The organism is Pseudomonas fluorescens, assembly GCF_004683905.1.
Lineage (GTDB): Bacteria > Pseudomonadota > Gammaproteobacteria > Pseudomonadales > Pseudomonadaceae > Aquipseudomonas > Aquipseudomonas putida_A.
On the sequence record NZ_CP038438.1, the window covers coordinates 2,378,984 to 2,396,868 of the forward strand.

General features: G+C 60.3%; 15 protein-coding genes. 1 reads left to right on the forward strand and 14 read right to left on the reverse strand.

Translation table 11 applies throughout. The annotated features are described in order from the left end of the window. Window positions 1-206 precede the first annotated feature (206 nt). The gene (locus E4T63_RS10675) at window positions 207-671 is read left to right on the forward strand and encodes a GNAT family N-acetyltransferase (protein WP_135295440.1); all 465 of its coding nucleotides are present in this window, start codon (window positions 207-209) and stop codon (window positions 669-671) included. A gap of 191 nt (window positions 672-862) precedes the next feature. On the opposite strand, the gene nuoN is transcribed toward E4T63_RS10675, so the two are convergent. The 14 genes from nuoN to aceA form a co-directional block, all read right to left on the reverse strand. Beyond that, window positions 863-2,326 (reverse strand): NADH-quinone oxidoreductase subunit NuoN, encoded by a 1,464-nt coding sequence (gene nuoN, locus E4T63_RS10680; protein ID WP_003223784.1) that lies wholly within the window; start codon window positions 2,324-2,326, stop codon window positions 863-865. 7 nt (window positions 2,327-2,333) lie between these two features. Next, entirely contained in the window at window positions 2,334-3,866 is a 1,533-nt protein-coding gene (nuoM, locus tag E4T63_RS10685) for an NADH-quinone oxidoreductase subunit M (protein ID WP_003223785.1), read from the reverse strand. A 39-nt stretch (window positions 3,867-3,905) separates the two neighbouring features. Further along, the gene (gene nuoL / locus E4T63_RS10690; RefSeq protein ID WP_135295441.1) at window positions 3,906-5,759 is read right to left on the reverse strand and encodes an NADH-quinone oxidoreductase subunit L; all 1,854 of its coding nucleotides are present in this window, start codon (window positions 5,757-5,759) and stop codon (window positions 3,906-3,908) included. After that, window positions 5,756-6,064: an NADH-quinone oxidoreductase subunit NuoK gene (gene nuoK / locus E4T63_RS10695; protein WP_003223790.1), complete on the reverse strand. Its 309-nt coding sequence runs from the start codon at window positions 6,062-6,064 to the stop codon at window positions 5,756-5,758. Before nuoK ends, nuoL begins: the two co-directional genes overlap by 4 nt. A gap of 3 nt (window positions 6,065-6,067) precedes the next feature. Continuing rightward, window positions 6,068-6,568 (reverse strand): NADH-quinone oxidoreductase subunit J, encoded by a 501-nt coding sequence (gene nuoJ / locus E4T63_RS10700; protein WP_003223793.1) that lies wholly within the window; start codon window positions 6,566-6,568, stop codon window positions 6,068-6,070. A 9-nt stretch (window positions 6,569-6,577) separates the two neighbouring features. Next, window positions 6,578-7,126, reverse strand: a complete 549-nt coding sequence (gene nuoI / locus E4T63_RS10705; RefSeq protein WP_003223795.1) for an NADH-quinone oxidoreductase subunit NuoI — start codon at window positions 7,124-7,126, stop codon at window positions 6,578-6,580. 11 nt (window positions 7,127-7,137) lie between these two features. After that, window positions 7,138-8,145 (reverse strand): NADH-quinone oxidoreductase subunit NuoH, encoded by a 1,008-nt coding sequence (gene nuoH, locus E4T63_RS10710; RefSeq protein ID WP_003223797.1) that lies wholly within the window; start codon window positions 8,143-8,145, stop codon window positions 7,138-7,140. Then, window positions 8,142-10,856 (reverse strand): NADH-quinone oxidoreductase subunit NuoG, encoded by a 2,715-nt coding sequence (gene nuoG / locus E4T63_RS10715; RefSeq protein WP_135295442.1) that lies wholly within the window; start codon window positions 10,854-10,856, stop codon window positions 8,142-8,144. The genes nuoH and nuoG overlap by 4 nt, the downstream gene beginning before the upstream one ends. Before the next feature lie 136 nt (window positions 10,857-10,992). Further along, complete coding sequence (nuoF, locus tag E4T63_RS10720; protein WP_041073222.1) at window positions 10,993-12,348, reverse strand: NADH-quinone oxidoreductase subunit NuoF; 1,356 nt, start codon at window positions 12,346-12,348, stop codon at window positions 10,993-10,995. Continuing rightward, window positions 12,345-12,842 (reverse strand): NADH-quinone oxidoreductase subunit NuoE, encoded by a 498-nt coding sequence (gene nuoE / locus E4T63_RS10725; protein ID WP_003223804.1) that lies wholly within the window; start codon window positions 12,840-12,842, stop codon window positions 12,345-12,347. Before nuoE ends, nuoF begins: the two co-directional genes overlap by 4 nt. Window positions 12,843-12,844: 2 nt before the next feature. After that, window positions 12,845-14,629, reverse strand: a complete 1,785-nt coding sequence (nuoC, locus tag E4T63_RS10730; RefSeq protein ID WP_027614664.1) for an NADH-quinone oxidoreductase subunit C/D — start codon at window positions 14,627-14,629, stop codon at window positions 12,845-12,847. Window positions 14,630-14,698: 69 nt separating this feature from the next. Further along, a complete protein-coding gene (locus tag E4T63_RS10735; protein ID WP_003223809.1) occupies window positions 14,699-15,373 on the reverse strand; it encodes a NuoB/complex I 20 kDa subunit family protein in 675 nt (224 codons plus the stop codon). Window positions 15,374-15,383: 10 nt separating this feature from the next. After that, complete coding sequence (locus tag E4T63_RS10740) at window positions 15,384-15,797, reverse strand: NADH-quinone oxidoreductase subunit A (RefSeq protein ID WP_003223812.1); 414 nt, start codon at window positions 15,795-15,797, stop codon at window positions 15,384-15,386. 647 nt (window positions 15,798-16,444) lie between these two features. Further along, the gene (aceA, locus tag E4T63_RS10745) at window positions 16,445-17,770 is read right to left on the reverse strand and encodes an isocitrate lyase (protein WP_003223815.1); all 1,326 of its coding nucleotides are present in this window, start codon (window positions 17,768-17,770) and stop codon (window positions 16,445-16,447) included. Window positions 17,771-17,885: the final 115 nt, after the last annotated feature.

Here is a 17,885-nt window from a genome sequence, read left to right on the forward strand (position 1 = left end):
GCTTAGCAGTTGACGTGTCGGAACAATCCGCAGCACTATCGCCCCATGACTGTCCAACTTCGAATGACCAAGATGTGCTCCTCCATGACCGCTTCCGGCGGGCCATAAGGTCATACGTGTTTGTCATTTGACGTTTACCCAAAGCCCCGCCAGCAATGGACGGGGCTTTTTCATGCCCCGTCCGCACATGGCTCAAGGAGAGAGAAATGTTCGACATCAGAAGAGCTACCCCGGACGATGCGCAGATCGCGTTCGACATTCGGCGACTGGCCATCCGGCACCAATGCATCGGTGCCTACAGCCAGCAGCAAATGCTCGACTGGACCAAAGGAGCGGCCGAAGACGGCTACGACACGCTCATGGCAAAGCATTTCTATCTGGTCTGCACTGAGGGTGAACCTGTAGCAACTGGAATGCTTGATCTGGAGCAGCATGAAATCGGCGCAATCTTCATCCGCCCGGATTTCATGCAGCGTGGGCTGGGCAAGCGTGTTCTGTTCTTTCTCGAAGATCTGGCGCGGGAGCTGGGGCTGGCAGAGGTGTGTCTGGACGCGACATTGAACGCTGTCGATTTTTACCGGCGCTGCGGTTACATCGGGGAGGGGAGTGCAATTTATCAATCGCCTTCTGGTCTGCAACTGGCCTGCGTGCCAATGGTGAAGAAACTGTGATGCCATTGTGGCGAGGGAGCTTGCTCCCGCTGGACTGCGTAGCAGTCCCCGCTTCTCAGCTGAACAGCGGGGCCGCTTCGCGTCCCAGCGGGAGCAAGCTCCCTCGCCACAGGTTATTTGTTGCTGCATAGAATCCGTAAAACAAAAACGGCACCCGAAGGTGCCGTTTCCGTTTCCAGCCAGTCGAGCAATCAGCCCGCCAGACCCGCCTGCTGAACCAGGGTCAGCAATGGCTGCGGGTACACACCGAGGAAGAACGCGACCAGGGCGATGGCCAGCAACATCACGCCGCCTGCCTTCTGTTCCCAGTGCAGTTGGGCGTCGTGGCGGCGCAGGTTCGGTTCGATCAGGTACAGGGTGACCATCACGCGCAGGTAGTAGAACACGCCGATGGCGCTGCCCAGTACCAGCGAACCGACCAGCCACCATTGGTGCGACTCGACACCGGTGGCGATGATGTAGAACTTGCCGATGAAGCCAGCGGTCAGCGGAATACCGGCCAGGGACAGCATCATCACGGTCAGCACGGCGGTCAGGTACGGACGGCGCCAGAACAGGCCGCGGTACTCGTACAGCGCGTCGGCGTCACGGCCGTTGTACGGCGAGGACATCAGAGTGATCACGCCGAACGCGCCGAGGCTGGTGATCACATAAGTAACCAGGTACACGCCGATGGCTTCCACCGCCAGACCCTTGCTCGCCACCAGGGCAATCAGCAGGTAGCCGAAGTGCGCGATGGACGAGTAACCGAGCAGACGCTTGAGGTTGCTCTGGGTCAGGGCCAGCAGGTTACCGAACAGGATCGAGGCGACGGCGATCACGCTCAGTACGTCGCTCAGCACGCCACTGCTCGCGGCAGGGGAGATCTGGAACAGACGCACCATCACCGCGAATACGGCAACCTTCGACGCCGTGGCGAGGAACGCGGCGACCGGCGCCGGAGCACCTTCGTACACGTCCGGCGTCCACAGGTGGAACGGTACCAGCGACAGCTTGAATGCCAGACCGATCAGCATCATGCCCAGACCCAACTGCGCCAGCGAGCTCGGCAGGTTGGTGGTAGCCAGCGCCTGACCGATACCGTTGAAGCTCAGGGTGCCGGCGTCAGCGTAGAGCAGGGCCATACCGAACAACAGGAACGCGGAACCGGCCGCCGACAGCACCATGTACTTGATACCGGCTTCCAGCGAACGCTTGTTGAAGAAGGCGTAAGCCACCAGACCGTAGACCGGCACCGACAGCAGTTCCAGACCGATGAACAGGCCGGCCAGGTGCTGCGCGCTGACCAGAACCAGACCACCGGCGGCGGCCATCAGGATCAGCAGGTACAGTTCTTCACGGTTGCCCGGGTAACCCGAACCGCCATCGCCGAGGTAGGCGTGGGCGAGGGTCACACAGGCGAGGGTGGCGACCAGGATCAGCGCCATGTACAGGCAGGCGAAGGTGTCGACTTGCAGCAAAGGAGTCACAGCCAGAGGCGCGACTTTCAGGGCTGGCAGGATCGACAGCAGGGCCAGGTTCAGACCGGCGACCGAGATCAGGAAGGTCTGCGAGTGGTTGCGGCGCCAGGCGATTGCCAGCATCACCACGATAATGGTGAGGCTGGTGATCAACAGTGGCGCTAGCGCAATAAAGTGTTGAATCGTGAATTCCATAGCGCTCTTACCGGGCCGAAGCGAGTTGAGTGAAGGCGGTGCCGAGCCACTGCTGCACGCCATGCATCGTGGCGGCGGAAGTGTCGAGGAACGGTTGCGGGTAGACGCCGAGGTAAATCAGCAGCACCGCTAGGCCCAGCACCATGATCAGTTCGCGACCGTCCATGCCGTGCAGGATCGAATCCGATTTCGACGGACCGAAGTAGGCACGGTGAATCATGATCAGCGAGTAGACCGAACCGAACACCAGACCGGAAGTGGCAATCGCGGTGATCCATGGCGCACTGGCGAACGTACCGATCAGGATCAGGAACTCGCCGACGAAGTTACCGGTACCCGGCAGACCCAGCGAAGCGGCGGCGAAGAACAGGCTGATCGCCGGCAGGTACGCGATACGCGACCACAGACCGCCCATCTCACGCATGTCACGAGTGTGCAGACGCTCGTACAACTGACCGCTGAGGATAAACAGTGCTGCGGCCGACAGACCGTGCGCCAGCATCTGGATCACTGCACCTTGCAGTGCCAGTTGGCTGCCGGAGTAGATGCCGATCAGTACGAAGCCCATGTGGGAAACGGACGAGAAGGCGATCAGACGCTTGATGTCGGTTTGCGCGAACGCGAGGAACGCACCGTAGAAGATCCCGATCAGACCGAGGGTCATGGCGATCGGCGCGAACTCGGCCGAAGCATTCGGGAACAGCGGCAGGGCGAAACGCAGCAGACCGTAGGCCGCGGTTTTCAGCAGGATACCGGCGAGGTCGACGGAACCGGCAGTTGGCGCCTGGGCGTGCGCGTCAGGCAACCACGAGTGGAACGGTACGACTGGCAGCTTGACCGCGAAGGCGATGAAGAAGCCGAGCATCAGGATGTACTCGGTGGTCATCGACATCTTGGTCTTCAACAGGTCGGCGTAGTTGAAGGTAATCACGCCAGTGTTGTTGAAGTTGACCAGCACCAGACCGAGGATCGCCACCAGCATGATCAGGCCGGAAGCCTGAGTGAAGATGAAGAACTTGGTTGCTGCGTAGATCCGGGTTTTCTTGCCGTCCGAAGAACTGTGACCCCAGAGCGCGATGAGGAAGTACATCGGCACCAGCATCATTTCCCAGAAGAAGAAGAACATGAACAGGTCGAGGGCGAGGAACACGCCGACCACGCCGCCCAGGATCCACATCAGGTTCAGGTGGAAGAAGCCAACGTGACGTTGAATCTCTTTCCACGAGCAGAGTACCGAGAGGATACCCAGCAGACCGGTCAGCAGGATCATCAACAGCGACAGACCGTCGAGGGCCAGGTGCACGTTGATGCCGAAGCGCTGGATCCAGACGTGCTTGAACTCGAGCGCCCAGGTCGGATCGGCGCCAGGCGCCGGCGCAAATGAATAGTCACCGTGGGCCCACAGCCAGAGGCCGAGGGCGAGTTCCAGGGTCATGGTCAACAGCGCAATCCAGCGGGGGAGGGTAGCGCCGAAGCGCTCACCCATCCAGCACAGCAGGCCGCCGATGAAGGGGATCAGGATTAGCCAAGGCAGAATCATGACGGGCTCGTTTCCTTTCGCAAATTCGCAAGGTTCATATCAGACCGCTACCAGCACGATGGCGCCGATTACCAGCACGGCACCAGCAGCCATCGAGGCGGCATACCAACGCAGTTGACCGGTCTCGGTGCGGCTCAGGGCGGTGTGACCGCCTTTGGCCATACGCGGGATCAGACCGATGGTCTGGTCGAGCGGGTCTCTGCGTAGTACATGGCTGATCGCAAGGTACGGCTTGACGAACAGTTTGTCGTAGATCCAGTCGAAGCCCCAGGCAGCGAACCACCAGGCCGAAAGGAAACGGCCGACGCCGCTGTTGGCGATCGCGGTCACGAAGCGACGCTTGCCGAGGAACAGCAGGGCCGCCAGCAGGATACCGGCCAGAGCAATGGCGCCCGAGGCGATTTCCAGACTGTGCTTGGCTTCGCCACCGGCATGGCCAACGCTTTCAGGCAGTACGCCGTGCAGCGGCGGAACGATCATGGCGCCGACGAAGGTCGACAGCACGATCAGCACCGACAGTGGCAGCCAGTGAGCAATGCCGTGACCGGCGTGGGCTTCGGTCTTGGCTTCACCGTGGAACGTGATGAAGATCAGGCGGAAGGTGTACAGCGAAGTCATGAACGCGCCGACCAGACCTGCGTAAAGCAGACCGTGGTTGCCGCTGGCGAACGCTTCCCAAAGGATTTCGTCCTTGGAGTAGAAGCCTGCGGTGACCAGTGGCAGGGCGGCCAGTGCAGCACCACCGACGATGAAGCTGGCGTAGGCCAGTGGCAGCTTTTTCCACAGACCGCCCATCTTGAAGATGTTCTGCTCGTGGTGGCAGGCAACGATCACCGCACCGGAAGCAAGGAACAGCAGGGCCTTGAAGAAGGCGTGGGTCATCAGGTGGAAAATCGCGCCATCCCAGGCACCAACGCCCAGCGCCAGGAACATGTAGCCGATCTGGCTCATGGTCGAGTAGGCGAGGATACGTTTGATGTCGGTCTGTACCAGTGCGGCGAAACCGGCCAGTACCAGAGTCACACCACCAACGATGCCGACCAGGTGCAGGATTTCCGGCGCCAGGGTGAACAGACCGTGGGTACGGGCGATCAGGTAGACACCGGCGGTCACCATGGTTGCAGCGTGGATCAGTGCCGACACCGGGGTCGGACCGGCCATCGCGTCCGCGAGCCAGGTTTGCAGTGGCAGTTGCGCCGACTTACCGACCGCACCACCCAGCAGCATCAGGGTCGCCAGGGTGATCCAGAAGTCGCCGACCTGGAATTTCTGCGGTGCCAGCACCAGCAGTTCCTGGATGTTCAGCGTGCCCACTTGCTGGAACAGGATGAACAGGCCGATGGCCATGAACACGTCGCCGATCCGGGTCACGATGAAAGCCTTGAGTGCGGCGTTACCGTTGTTGCGGTTGCTGTAGTAGAAACCGATCAACAGGTACGAGCACAGACCCACGCCCTCCCAGCCGAAGTACAGGAACAACAGGTTATCGCCGAGGACCAGGAACAGCATGCTGGCGATAAACAGGTTGGTGTACGAGAAGAAGCGCGAGTAGCCCGCTTCGCCGCGCATGTACCAGGACGCGAACAGGTGGATCAGGAAACCCACGCCCACCACCACGCCGAGCATGGTGATCGACAGGCCATCGATGTAGAGGGCGAAGTCAGGCTTGAATCCTTCGACCGCCATCCACTTCCACAGCACCAGGGTGTAGTGACCACCTTCGGGCGGCGCGACGTTGAATTGCCAGATGACGTAGGCGGCGACAATCGCCGACAAGCCAATGGAGCCCACGCCGATCAGCGCCGAGAGGTTTTCCGACCAGCGTCCACGGGAGAACGACAGCAGCAGGAAACCGATCAGAGGGAATACAAAAGTCAGAAAGATTAGGTTCATCCGCGCATCTCACTGGCAGCGTCGATATCGAGCGTGTGGAAGCGGCGATACAGTTGCAGCAGGATCGCCAGGCCAATACTGGCCTCGGCGGCTGCCAGGCTGATCACCAGGATGAACATGATCTGTCCATCCGGTTGGCCCCAACGGGCGCCTGCAACGATGAAGGCCAGGGCAGAGGCGTTCATCATCACTTCCAGACTCATCAACACGAACAAAATGTTGCGGCGGACCATCAGGCCGACCAGACCAAGGCAGAACAGGATGCCGGCAACGGCCAATCCATGTTCGAGAGGGATAGCAGGCATGTCTTACTCCTTCGCCTCGTTACGGCCCAAATGGAACGCCGTGACGGCTGCAGCGAGCAGCAGCATCGAGGCGAGTTCGACCACCAGCAGATACGGACCGAACAGGCTGACGCCCACGGCTTTTGCATCGACGGTGGTGTGGCCGATGGCCTGGCCGCTCTGGTGAGCGAACAGCACATACAGCAGTTCGGCCAGCAGCAGGGCGGCGAGAATCACCGGCCCTGCCCAGATGCCGGGCTTGAGCCAGGTGCGTTCCTGCTGAACCGAGGCCGGGCCCAGATTCAGCATCATCACCACGAACACGAACAGCACCATGATGGCGCCGGCGTAGGCGATCACTTCCAGCACGCCGGCGAACGGTGCGCCGAGGGCGAAGAAGGTCATGGCCACGGCGATCAACGAGATGATCAGGTAGAGCAGGGCGTGCACAGGGTTGGTGTTGGTGACCACACGAAGCGTGGACACCACCGCGATACCCGATGCGAAATAGAAAGCGAATTCCATCGTTCTTCCTTAAGGCAGCAAGCTCTTCACGTTGATCGGTTCGGCTTCGTTCTGCGCAGAGCCTTTCGGCTTGCCAGCGATTGCCATACCTGCAACACGATAGAAGTTGTAATCAGGGTTTTTGCCGGGGCCGGAGATCAAAAGATCTTCTTTCTCGTACACCAGGTCCTGACGTTTGAACTCGGCCATCTCGAAATCCGGGGTCAACTGGATTGCGGTGGTCGGACAGGCTTCCTCGCAGAGACCGCAGAAAATGCAGCGCGAAAAGTTGATACGGAAGAAGTCCGGGTACCAGCGACCGTCTTCGGTTTCAGCTTTCTGCAGCGAGATGCAACCTACCGGGCAAGCCACGGCGCACAGGTTGCAGGCTACGCAACGCTCTTCGCCATCGGGGTCACGGGTCAGGACGATGCGACCACGGTAGCGTGGCGGCAGGTAGACCGGCTCTTCCGGGTATTGCAAGGTGTCGCGCTTGCGGAAGCCATGGCCGAAGACCATGACCAGGCTGCGCAACTGGGTACCGGTACCCTTAACGATGTCGCCAATATATTTGAACATGGGTCAAATCCTCACTGAACCGCAACCGCAGGTGTGTTCCACAACACAACCGCAGCGGTTATCAGCAAATTGATCAGGGTCAGTGGCAGGCAGAATTTCCAGCTGAAATCCATCACCTGGTCATAACGCGGACGCGGGATGGAAGCGCGCAGCAGGATGAACAGCATGATGAAGAACGCGGTCTTCAGTGCGAACCAGACGAAGGACAGTTGCGGCAGGATGCCGAACGGACCGTGCCAGCCACCGAAGAACAGGGTGACCAGCAGCGCCGAGATCAGGATGATGCCGATGTATTCACCGACGAAGAACATGCCCCATTTCATACCGGCGTATTCAATGTGGTAACCGTCTGCCAGTTCCTGTTCCGCTTCCGGCTGGTCGAACGGGTGACGGTGAGTCACGGCCACGCCAGCGATGAAGAAAGTACAGAAGCCGAAAAACTGCGGAATGATGAACCACAGGTTCTGCGCCTGGTACTCGACGATGTCGCGCATGTTGAACGAGCCGACCTGCACCACGATGCCCATCAGGGACAGGCCCATGAACACTTCGTAGGACACGGTCTGCGCCGAAGCACGCAAGCTGCCGAGCAGGGCGAACTTGTTGTTGCTCGACCAGCCGGCGAACAGCACCGCGTAGACCGACAGACCAGCCATGGCGAAGAAGAACAGCAGGCCGATGTTCAGATCCGCGACGCCCCAAGTCGGGGTGATCGGGATGATCGCGAACGCGATCAGCAGGGCGGACATGGCGACCACCGGTGCCAGGGTGAAGATCACCTTGTCGGCAAACGGCGGGGTCCAGTCTTCCTTGAAGAACATCTTCAGCATGTCGGCGGCGATCTGGAACATGCCGAACGGGCCAACGCGGTTCGGACCGTAACGGTCCTGCCACCAGCCCAGCAGGCGACGTTCGACAAAGCTGAGCAACGCGCCCGCGACCACAACGGCCAGCAGAATCACGATGGCTTTGATGACCGTCAGGATCACATCGATCACTTCAGGGGTGAACCAGGTCATTGCGCTGCCTCCTGCAGACCGTCGACGGACAGGCCGGCGAATGCCGGTGGAATGCCGGCGATGCCCGCAGGCAAGGCCACCAGACCCGCGCCCAGTTCTTCATTGATGCGCAGCGGCAGACGCAGGGTCTGGCCGGCCACGTTCAGGCTCAGCAGAGCACCGTCGTTGACGCCCAGGCGATCCGCTTCGGATTTGGCCAGAGCGACGTATGGCGCCGGGATGCGTTCCTGTACCGGCGCGGCTTTCGACGAGTTTTCGTCGCTGCCGAACAGGTGGTAGAACGGCACGGCCTGCCAGGTGCCCGGCGCCGGGTTGAATGCGCGCGGAGCAGCGGCGAACCAGTTCAGCGAATCGCCGGCGCTTTCGATCAGGCGGGTGCCCGGGTCGCCAGCACGCAGGTGACCACCGACTTCGTCCTGGAACTTGTTCCAGGCTTGCGGCGAGTTCCAGCCCGGCGACCAGGCAAACGGTACCTGCTGACGCGGTTCGGCAGAGCCCGAGTAACCTTCCATGGAGAAGGCAAACGCGGTGTCTTTGTCTTGCGGGGTACGCGGTTCGTGAACGCTGATGTCGGCGCGCATCGCGGTGCGACCAGAATAACGCAGCGGCTCACGCGCCAGTTTCAGACCCTTGATGCGGAACGCGGCAGACGGCGCGGCGTCGACGATACGCGCCAGTTGCTCGGTGCTCGACGCCACGGCAGCGGTGACGTGGTCGAGTTGCGTCCAGTCGATCGGCTGATTCAGCAGGGTCGAGCGCAGGGCGTGCAGCCAGCGCCAGCCTTCGTGAACCAGGATGCTCGCATCCATGTATTGCGGATCGAAAACCTGGAAGAAGCGCTGGGCGCGGCCTTCCTGGCTGACCAGCGTACCGTCGCCTTCAGCGAAGCTCGCCGCTGGCAGCACCAGTTGCGCGCGGTCGGTGGTGGCGGTCTTCTGGTGGTCGGCAACGATCACTACTTTCGCAGCGTTCAGCGCGGCGTCGACCTTGGCTTTCGAAGTACGGGTGTACAGATCGTTTTCCAGCACGACGATGGCGTCGGCCTTGCCGTCGATCACGGCTTGCAGCGCCGCGTCGACCGATTCGCCACCGAGCATGGCCAGGCCAAGGCTGTTGGCTTCCGGCACGATCAGGCTGATCGAACCGTTCTTCTCGCGCAGCTTCAGGGCCTTGGCGATGTTCGCAGCGGCTTCGATCAAGGCTTTGGAACCCAGCGAAGTACCGGCGATGATCAGCGGGCGCTTGGCCGCGAGCAGGGCGTCAGCGATGCGCTGAGCCAGTTCCAGTGCTTCGGCGTCCAGACCTTCAACGGCCGGGGCGCTGGCGTCCAGCGCGTGAGCCACGGCGAAACCGATACGCGCCAGATCGTCCGGAGCGGCGTGAACGCACTCTTCCGCGATGTCGTCGAGCTTGGTTTCCGCCAGGCTGGCGATGAACAGCGGGTTCAGTTCGTGCTGACCGATGTTCTTCACCGCGGCATCGAGCCACGGCTGAACGCGCATGGCTTCGGCCATGTCTTCAGCTTTGCCCTTGACCGACTGACGCAGGGACAGCGCCATACGGGCGGCGGTCTGGGTCAGGTCTTCACCGAGGACGAAGATCGCGTCGTGGTCTTCGATTTCGCGCATGTTCGGCACGGGCAGCGGGCTGTCTTTGAGCACTTGCAGGACCAGACGGATGCGCTCCAGTTCGGAGGCTTCGATACCGGAGAAGAAGTGCTCGGCGCCCACCAGTTCACGCAACGCGTAGTTGCTTTCGAGGCTGGCACGCGGCGAACCGATACCGACGATGTTGCGCCCGCGCAGCAGATCGGCCGCCTTGTCCAGCGCCTGATCCAGGCCCAGCTTGGTGCCGTCGGCCAGCAGTGGCTGACGTGGACGGTCGGTGCGGTTGACGTAGCCATAACCGAAACGGCCACGGTCGCACAGGAAGTACTGGTTCACCGAACCGTTGAAACGGTTTTCGATGCGACGCAGTTCGCCGTAACGCTCGCCCGGGGAAATGTTGCAACCGCTGGAGCAGCCATGGCAGATGCTCGGCGAGAACTGCATGTCCCATTTACGGTTGTAGCGCTCGGAGTGAGTCTTGTCGGTGAACACACCGGTCGGGCAGACCTCGGTGAGGTTGCCGGAGAACTCGCTTTCGAGGGTGCCGTCTTCAACGCGACCGAAGTACACGTTGTCGTGGGCGCCGAATACACCGAGGTCGGTGCCGCCGGCGTAGTCCTTGTAGAAACGCACGCAGCGGTAGCAGGCGATGCAGCGGTTCATTTCGTGGGAAATGAACGGGCCCAGTTGCTGGTTCTGGTGGGTGCGTTTGGTGAAGCGATAACGGCGCTCGTTGTGGCCGGTCATCACCGTCATGTCTTGCAGGTGGCAGTGACCGCCTTCTTCGCACACAGGGCAGTCGTGCGGGTGGTTGGTCATCAGCCATTCGACAACACTGGCGCGGAACGCCTTGGATTCTTCATCGTCGATGGAGATCCAGGTGTTGTCGGTGGCAGGGGTCATGCAGGACATGACGATGCGACCACGGGTGTCGTTCTCGTCGGTGTACTGCTTGACCGCGCACTGGCGGCAGGCCCCGACGCTACCAAGCGCGGGGTGCCAGCAGAAATAAGGGATGTCGAGGCCCAGCGACAGACATGCCTGTAACAGGTTGTCTGCCCCGTCGACTTCGAGCGCTTTGCCGTCTACGTGGATAGTGGCCATGGTTCAAAGGTCTTCGTTGGCCCGGTGTCAGCGGGCGTGGCTAATGGAATCTTGTTATCCGTCCGAATCCAGTCAGCCCCGAAAGGCGTCATCGGACGAAAGGCGAAGGGCACGGACCCTCCGCCTTTTTAAGCGTTTACGCGCCGATTACGATCGGCCTTGCCAGAGGCGGGACGGCGGCGCTTGCAGGCGCGATACCGGCTTCGAACTCTGGACGGAAGTATTTGATGGCACTGCCCAACGGCTCCACGGCACCCGGTGCGTGAGCACAGAAGGTCTTGCCTGGGCCGAGGAAGCCGACCAGACCCAGCAGGGTCTCGATGTCGCCTGGCTGACCACGGCCTTCTTCGATGGCCATCAAGAGCTTGACGCTCCATGGCAGGCCATCACGGCACGGGGTGCAGAAACCGCAGGATTCGCGAGCGAAGAACTGCTCCATGTTGCGCAGCAAGGAGACCATGTTGACGCTGTCGTCCACCGCCATGGCCAGGCCGGTACCCATCCGGGTGCCCACTTTGGCGATGCCGCCGGCGTACATCTGTGCGTCGAGGTGTTCCGGCAACAGGAAACCGGTACCGGCGCCACCTGGCTGCCAAGCCTTGAGCTTGTAACCGTCGCGCATGCCGCCGGCGTAGTCTTCGAACAGTTCGCGACCGGTGACGCCGAATGGCAGCTCCCACAGGCCCGGATTCTTGACCTTGCCGGAGAAGCCCATGAGCTTGGTGCCCATGTCTTCGCTGCCTTCGCGGGCCAACGATTTGTACCAGTCAACGCCGTCGGCAATGATCGCCGGCACGTTGCACAGGGTTTCCACGTTGTTCACGCAGGTCGGCTTGCCCCACACGCCGACGGCGGCAGGGAAGGGCGGCTTGGAGCGCGGGTTGGCGCGGCGGCCTTCGAGGGAGTTGATCAGTGCGGTTTCTTCACCGCAGATGTAACGCCCGGCGCCGGTGTGGACGAACAGTTCGAAGTCGAAACCGCTGCCCAGAATGTTCTTGCCCAGCAGGCCTGCAGCCTTGGCTTCTTCCACGGCACGATTCAAGTGCTTGGCGGCGGTGGTGTACTCGCCACGCAGGAAGATGTAGCCACGGTAGGTTTTCAGCGCGCGGGCACTGATCAGCATGCCTTCGATCAGCAGATGGGGCAGTTGCTCCATCAGCATGCGGTCTTTCCAGGTGTTCGGCTCCATCTCGTCCGCGTTGCACAGCAGGTAGCGGATGTTGATGGATTCGTCCTTGGGCATCAGGCCCCACTTCACGCCAGTGGGGAAGCCTGCACCGCCGCGACCTTTGAGGCCGGCGTCTTTCACGGTCTGGACGATGTCGTCCTGAGCCATGTCGGCGAAGGCTTTGCGCGCAGCGGCGTAACCGTTCTTGGCCTGGTATTCGTCGAGCCACACGGCTTCGCCGTCGTCACGCAGACGCCAGGTCAGCGGGTGAGTCTCTGCCGAACGCTTGATGCGGTTGGCAGGACCGAAAGAGGTCAGAGTCATACGTAGCCCTCGAGCAGTTTGGCCACGCCGGCAGGCTGCACGTCGCCAAAGGTGTCGTCGTCGATCATCAGCGCCGGTGCCTTGTCGCAGTTGCCGAGGCAGCAGACAGGCAGCAGGGTGAAACGACCGTCGGCGGTGGTCTGACCCAGGCCGATGCCCAGATTGTTCTGGATTTCGCTGACCACCGACTCGTGGCCGCCGATGTAGCAGACCATGCTGTCGCAGACGCGAATGATGTGACGGCCGACCGGCTGACGGAAGATCTGGCTGTAGAACGTCGCCACGCCTTCAACGTCGCTGGCCGGGATGCCGAGGATCTCGCCGATCGCGTACAGGGCGCCATCCGGCACCCAGCCGCGCTCTTTCTGAACGATCTTCAGGGCTTCGATCGACGCCGCGCGCGGGTCTTCGTAGTGATGCAGCTCGTGCTCGATGGCCGAGCGCTCGGTTTCACTCAAGGTGAAACGGTCTGTCTGGATAAGCGTGCTGTTCATGCTTAGCGGTCCACGTCGGCCATAACGAAGTCGATACTACCCAGGTACGCAATCAAGTCCGCGACCATGCTGCCTTTGATCACCGAAGGGATCTGCTGCAGGTGCGGGAAGCTCGGAGTACGGATCCGGGTACGGTAGCTCATGGTGCCGCCGTCGCTCGTCAGGTAATAACTGTTGATGCCCTTGGTCGCTTCGATCATCTGGAAGGATTCGTTGGCCGGCATGACCGGACCCCACGAAACTTGCAGGAAGTGCGTGATCAGGGTTTCGATGTGCTGCAGCGTGCGCTCTTTCGGCGGCGGCGTGGTCAGCGGGTGATCCGCCTTGTACGGGCCTTCCGGCATGTTGCGCATGCACTGGTCGATGATCTTGATGCTCTGGCGCATCTCTTCGACGCGCACCATGCAGCGATCGTAGGCATCGCCATTGGCGGCCAGCGGTACTTCGAATTCGAAGTTCTCGTAGCCGGAGTATGGACGCGCTTTACGCAGGTCGAAGTCGCAACCGGTCGAACGCAGGCCGGCACCGGTGACGCCCCATTCCAGGGCTTCTTTGGTGTTGTACTGGGCGACGCCGATGGTCCGACCTTTGAGGATGCTGTTCTGCAGGGCAGCCTTGGTGTACTCGTCGAGGCGCTTTGGCAGCCATTCAACGAAGTCTTTCACCAGTTTGTCCCAGCCGCGCGGCAGGTCGTGGGCGACGCCACCGATGCGGTACCAGGCCGGGTGCAGACGGAAACCGGTGATGGCTTCGATCACCGTGTACGCCTTCTGGCGGTCGGTGAAGGTGAAGAACACCGGGGTCATGGCGCCGACGTCCTGGATGTAGGTCCCCAGGAACAGCAGGTGGCTGGTGATCCGGAAGAACTCGGCCATCATGATGCGGATGACGTCGACCTTCTCCGGCACCTTGATGCCGGCCAGCTTCTCGACCGAGAGCACGTACGGCAGGTTGTTCATCACGCCGCCGAGGTAGTCGATACGGTCGGTGTAGGGGATGAAACTGTGCCAGGACTGACGCTCGGCCATCTTCTCGGCACCACGGTGGTGGTAACCGATGTCCGGTACGCAGTCGACGATCTCTTCACCATCGAGTTGCAGAATGATGCGGAACGCACCGTGAGCCGAAGGGTGGTTCGGGCCCAGGTTGAGGAACATGTAGTCCTCGTTGGCCCCGGAACGCTTCATGCCCCAGTCTTCAGGACGGAAGCGCGCAGCTTCTTCCTCAAGCTGCTGCTTGGCGAGGTTGAGGCTGAACGGATCGAATTCGGTGGCGCGCGCCGGGAAGTCCTTGCGCAGCGGGTGACCTTCCCAGGTCGGCGGCATCATGATGCGCGACAGGTGCGGGTGGCCTTTGAAGTCGATGCCGTACATGTCCCAGACTTCACGCTCGTACCAGTTGGCGTTCGGCCAGATGCTGGTGACGGTCGGCAAGCTCAGGTCGCTTTCGGACAAGGCGACTTTGATCATCACGTCACTATTACGCTCAAGCGACATGAGGTGATAGAACACGGTGAAGTCGGCGCCCGATGGCAGCCCTTGACGCTTGGTACGCAGGCGCTCGTCCACGCCGTGCAGGTCATAGAGCATGACGTACGGCTTGGGCAGGTTGCGCAGGAAGGTCAGGACTTCGACAAGTCTGGCGCGCGCCACCCACAGCACCGGCATGCCGGTGCGGGTCGACTGAGCGGTGAACGCTTCGGCGCCAAAACGGTTGTTCAATTCGACGACCACATCCTGGTCGTCTGCCTTATAAGGCGGGATGTACAGAGCGCTGCCTGTAGTCATGGTTATTTTTTCGCTTTCGGTCAACGTAAAGAATGAAGCCAGCTTCTCGTTTCTTTGAAACAGACTGGATCAGACTTCGTCAGGGCTGCGCAGATTGGTGACTGCGATTCGCTGTTCGCGGCGCTGTTCCTTTTGCGAAGGCATGTCGGCGCGATAAACGCCTTGGTCGCCAACGACCCAGGAAAGCGGACGACGCTCCTGTCCAATCGATTCCTGCAACAGCATCAAGCCTTGAAGGAATGCTTCTGGACGAGGCGGGCAGCCAGGTACGTAGACGTCCACGGGCAGGAACTTGTCCACCCCTTGAACCACGGAGTAGATGTCGTACATGCCACCGGAGTTGGCGCACGAACCCATGGAGATAACCCACTTAGGCTCGAGCATCTGCTCGTAGAGACGCTGAATGATCGGCGCCATCTTGATGAAGCAGGTACCGGCGATAACCATGAAGTCGGCCTGACGCGGTGATGCCCGGATAACTTCGGCGCCAAAGCGCGCGATGTCGTGGGGCGCCGTGAAGGCGGTGGTCATTTCCACGTAGCAGCACGAAAGGCCGAAGTTGTACGGCCACAGGGAGTTTTTACGCCCCCAGTTGACCGCGCCACTCAGCACGTCTTCGAGCTTGCCCATGAAAATGTTTTTGTGAACTTGATCCTCTAACGGATCGGAAACGGTTTCCCGTTCGCCGATCGGATACTGCTCGTTAGGAGCATCGGGGTCGATTCTGGTGAGATTGTATTGCATTGCCAAAGCCTCATTGTTTCAGCTTCGCCTGCCGCTTGCGACGAGCTTCCGGAGCCCAGTCAAGGGCGCCCACTCGGAACAGGTAGACAAGACCTGCCAACAGAATTGCTATGAAAACGAGAGCTTCGACGAATCCGGTCCAGCCGCTTTCGCGGACGGACACAGACCATGCAAAGAGAAAGAGGGCTTCGATATCGAAGATCACGAACAGCATCGCGACCAGATAGAATTTGGCTGAGAGCCGCAAGCGGGCGCCACCTGTAGGTAGCATGCCGGACTCGAACGGTTCGTTTTTGCTGCGGCCCCAGGCTTTTGACCCGAGGAGGCTGGAGACGCCAAGCATGAAGGCACACAGGCCGACGACACCCAGAAGGAAAATGGCAAAGCCCCAGTTGTGGGCCATGAGTCCTGTCGCTTCGGGCATGCTGGTAATCCTTAACAGAGAGCAAAGGTCTCTGAGCTTGATAAAGAAATAGGCAGTGACGATATGTCGCAGCAATCAATCGCGCTGATTTTATGGCTAAACACCCGGCAAGTAAAATTCCTATAGCGAAATTATTTATTGGAATAAGGACATAGCGTACCTCCAATGCCCTGCAGCCCATGCGTTGCGGGCATTAGCCGGGTTTATGCAAATAATGTTTTGTAGGGAATGTAACGAACATAGTTGCGGCTAAATGATAATTGATATCGTTTGGAGTGGTTTTGTAACTGTTTAGCGGTGCAGTAAACAGAAAGTTGTCTTATATGCCTGTTACTGCAAGTAGCGGTGGCGCCCGTTTTAGCTGATTTTTCTGACCTGGGTACTGGTCTGGATCAATGTTTTGTCGCGCGGCGGGCGTCAAACCTGTGGGAGCGGGCTTGCTCGCGAATGCGGTGGGTCAGTCGCGCATCTGCAAGCTGACACTACGCTTTCGCGAGCAAGCCCGCTCCCACAAGGGGGGGGGCTGTGGTGTTTGGGGAATCGGCGCGCAAAAAAAAACGCCCCGAACCAGTCGGGGCGTCAGTCTTGCGGCTTTGCGGTTAGTTTTCTATACGATCCGCAAAGGCCGTTTGCTCAGCGAAGCCGAATCAGTGGAACTGTTCTTCTTCGGTCGAACCGGTCAGCGCGGTCACCGAGGACGAGCCACCCTGAATCACGGTGGTCATGTCGTCGAAGTAGCCGGTGCCCACTTCCTGCTGGTGAGCCACGAAGGTGTAACCCTTGGCGGCGTCAGCGAATTCCTGCTCTTGCAGCTTCACGTAGGCAGTCATGTCGTTGCGGGCGTAGTCGTGCGCCAGGTTGAACATGCTGTGCCACATGTTGTGAATGCCGGCCAGGGTGATGAACTGGTGCTTGTAGCCCATGGCGGACAGTTCGCGCTGGAACTTGGCGATGGTCGCGTCGTCCAGGTTTTTCTTCCAGTTGAAGGAAGGCGAGCAGTTGTACGACAGCAGTTGGTCCGGGTATTCCTTCTTGATCGCTTCAGCGAAGCGACGGGCTTCTTCCAGATCCGGTTTGGCGGTTTCGCACCAGATCAGGTCGGCGTACGGTGCGTAGGCCAGGCCACGGGCAATCGCCTGATCCAGACCGGCACGTACCTTGTAGAAGCCTTCCTGAGTACGCTCGCCTGTCACGAACGGCTGGTCGTACGGATCGCAGTCCGAAGTCAGCAGGTCAGCCGCGTTGGCGTCGGTACGCGCCAGGATGATGGTCGGCGTGCCGGCAACGTCAGCCGCCAGACGAGCAGCGGTCAGCTTCTGTACGGCTTCCTGAGTAGGAACCAGTACCTTGCCGCCCATGTGGCCGCATTTTTTCACGGAAGCCAGTTGGTCTTCGAAGTGAACGCCGGCGGCGCCTGCTTCGATCATGCTCTTCATCAACTCGTAGGCGTTCAGTACGCCGCCGAAACCGGCTTCAGCGTCAGCCACGATTGGCGCGAAGTAGTCGATGTAGCCTTCGTCGCCCGGGTTCTTGCCGGCCTTCCACTGGATCTGGTCAGCACGACGGAACGAGTTGTTGATGCGCTTGACCACGGTTGGTACCGAGTCCACCGGGTACAGCGACTGGTCCGGGTACATCGATTCTGCGGAGTTGTTGTCCGCAGCCACCTGCCAGCCCGACAGGTAGATCGCCTGGATACCGGCCTTGACCTGCTGAACAGCCTGGCCACCGGTCAGGGCGCCCATGCAGTTGACGAAATCTTTCTCTGGGCGGAAGGACGGCTTGGCACCCTGGGTCACCAGGTTCCACAGCTTCTCGGCGCCCATTTTCGCAAAGGTGTGCTCAGGTTGAACCGAGCCACGCAGACGGACGACGTCAGCAGCGGAATAAGTGCGAGTCACGCCTTTCCAGCGCGGGTTTTCAGCCCAGTCTTTTTCAAGGGCTGCAATTTGCTGTTCGCGTGTCAGTGCCATGGAGATAAACCTCGTCGCGTCTTTATGAAAAGTTGTTCTGCGGTGGAAAATTCCTGCGCTCGCTGACCAGAAGCTTAGGTGGTCAAGTCGGATTCGGCGGGGGAGGCGACGGGAT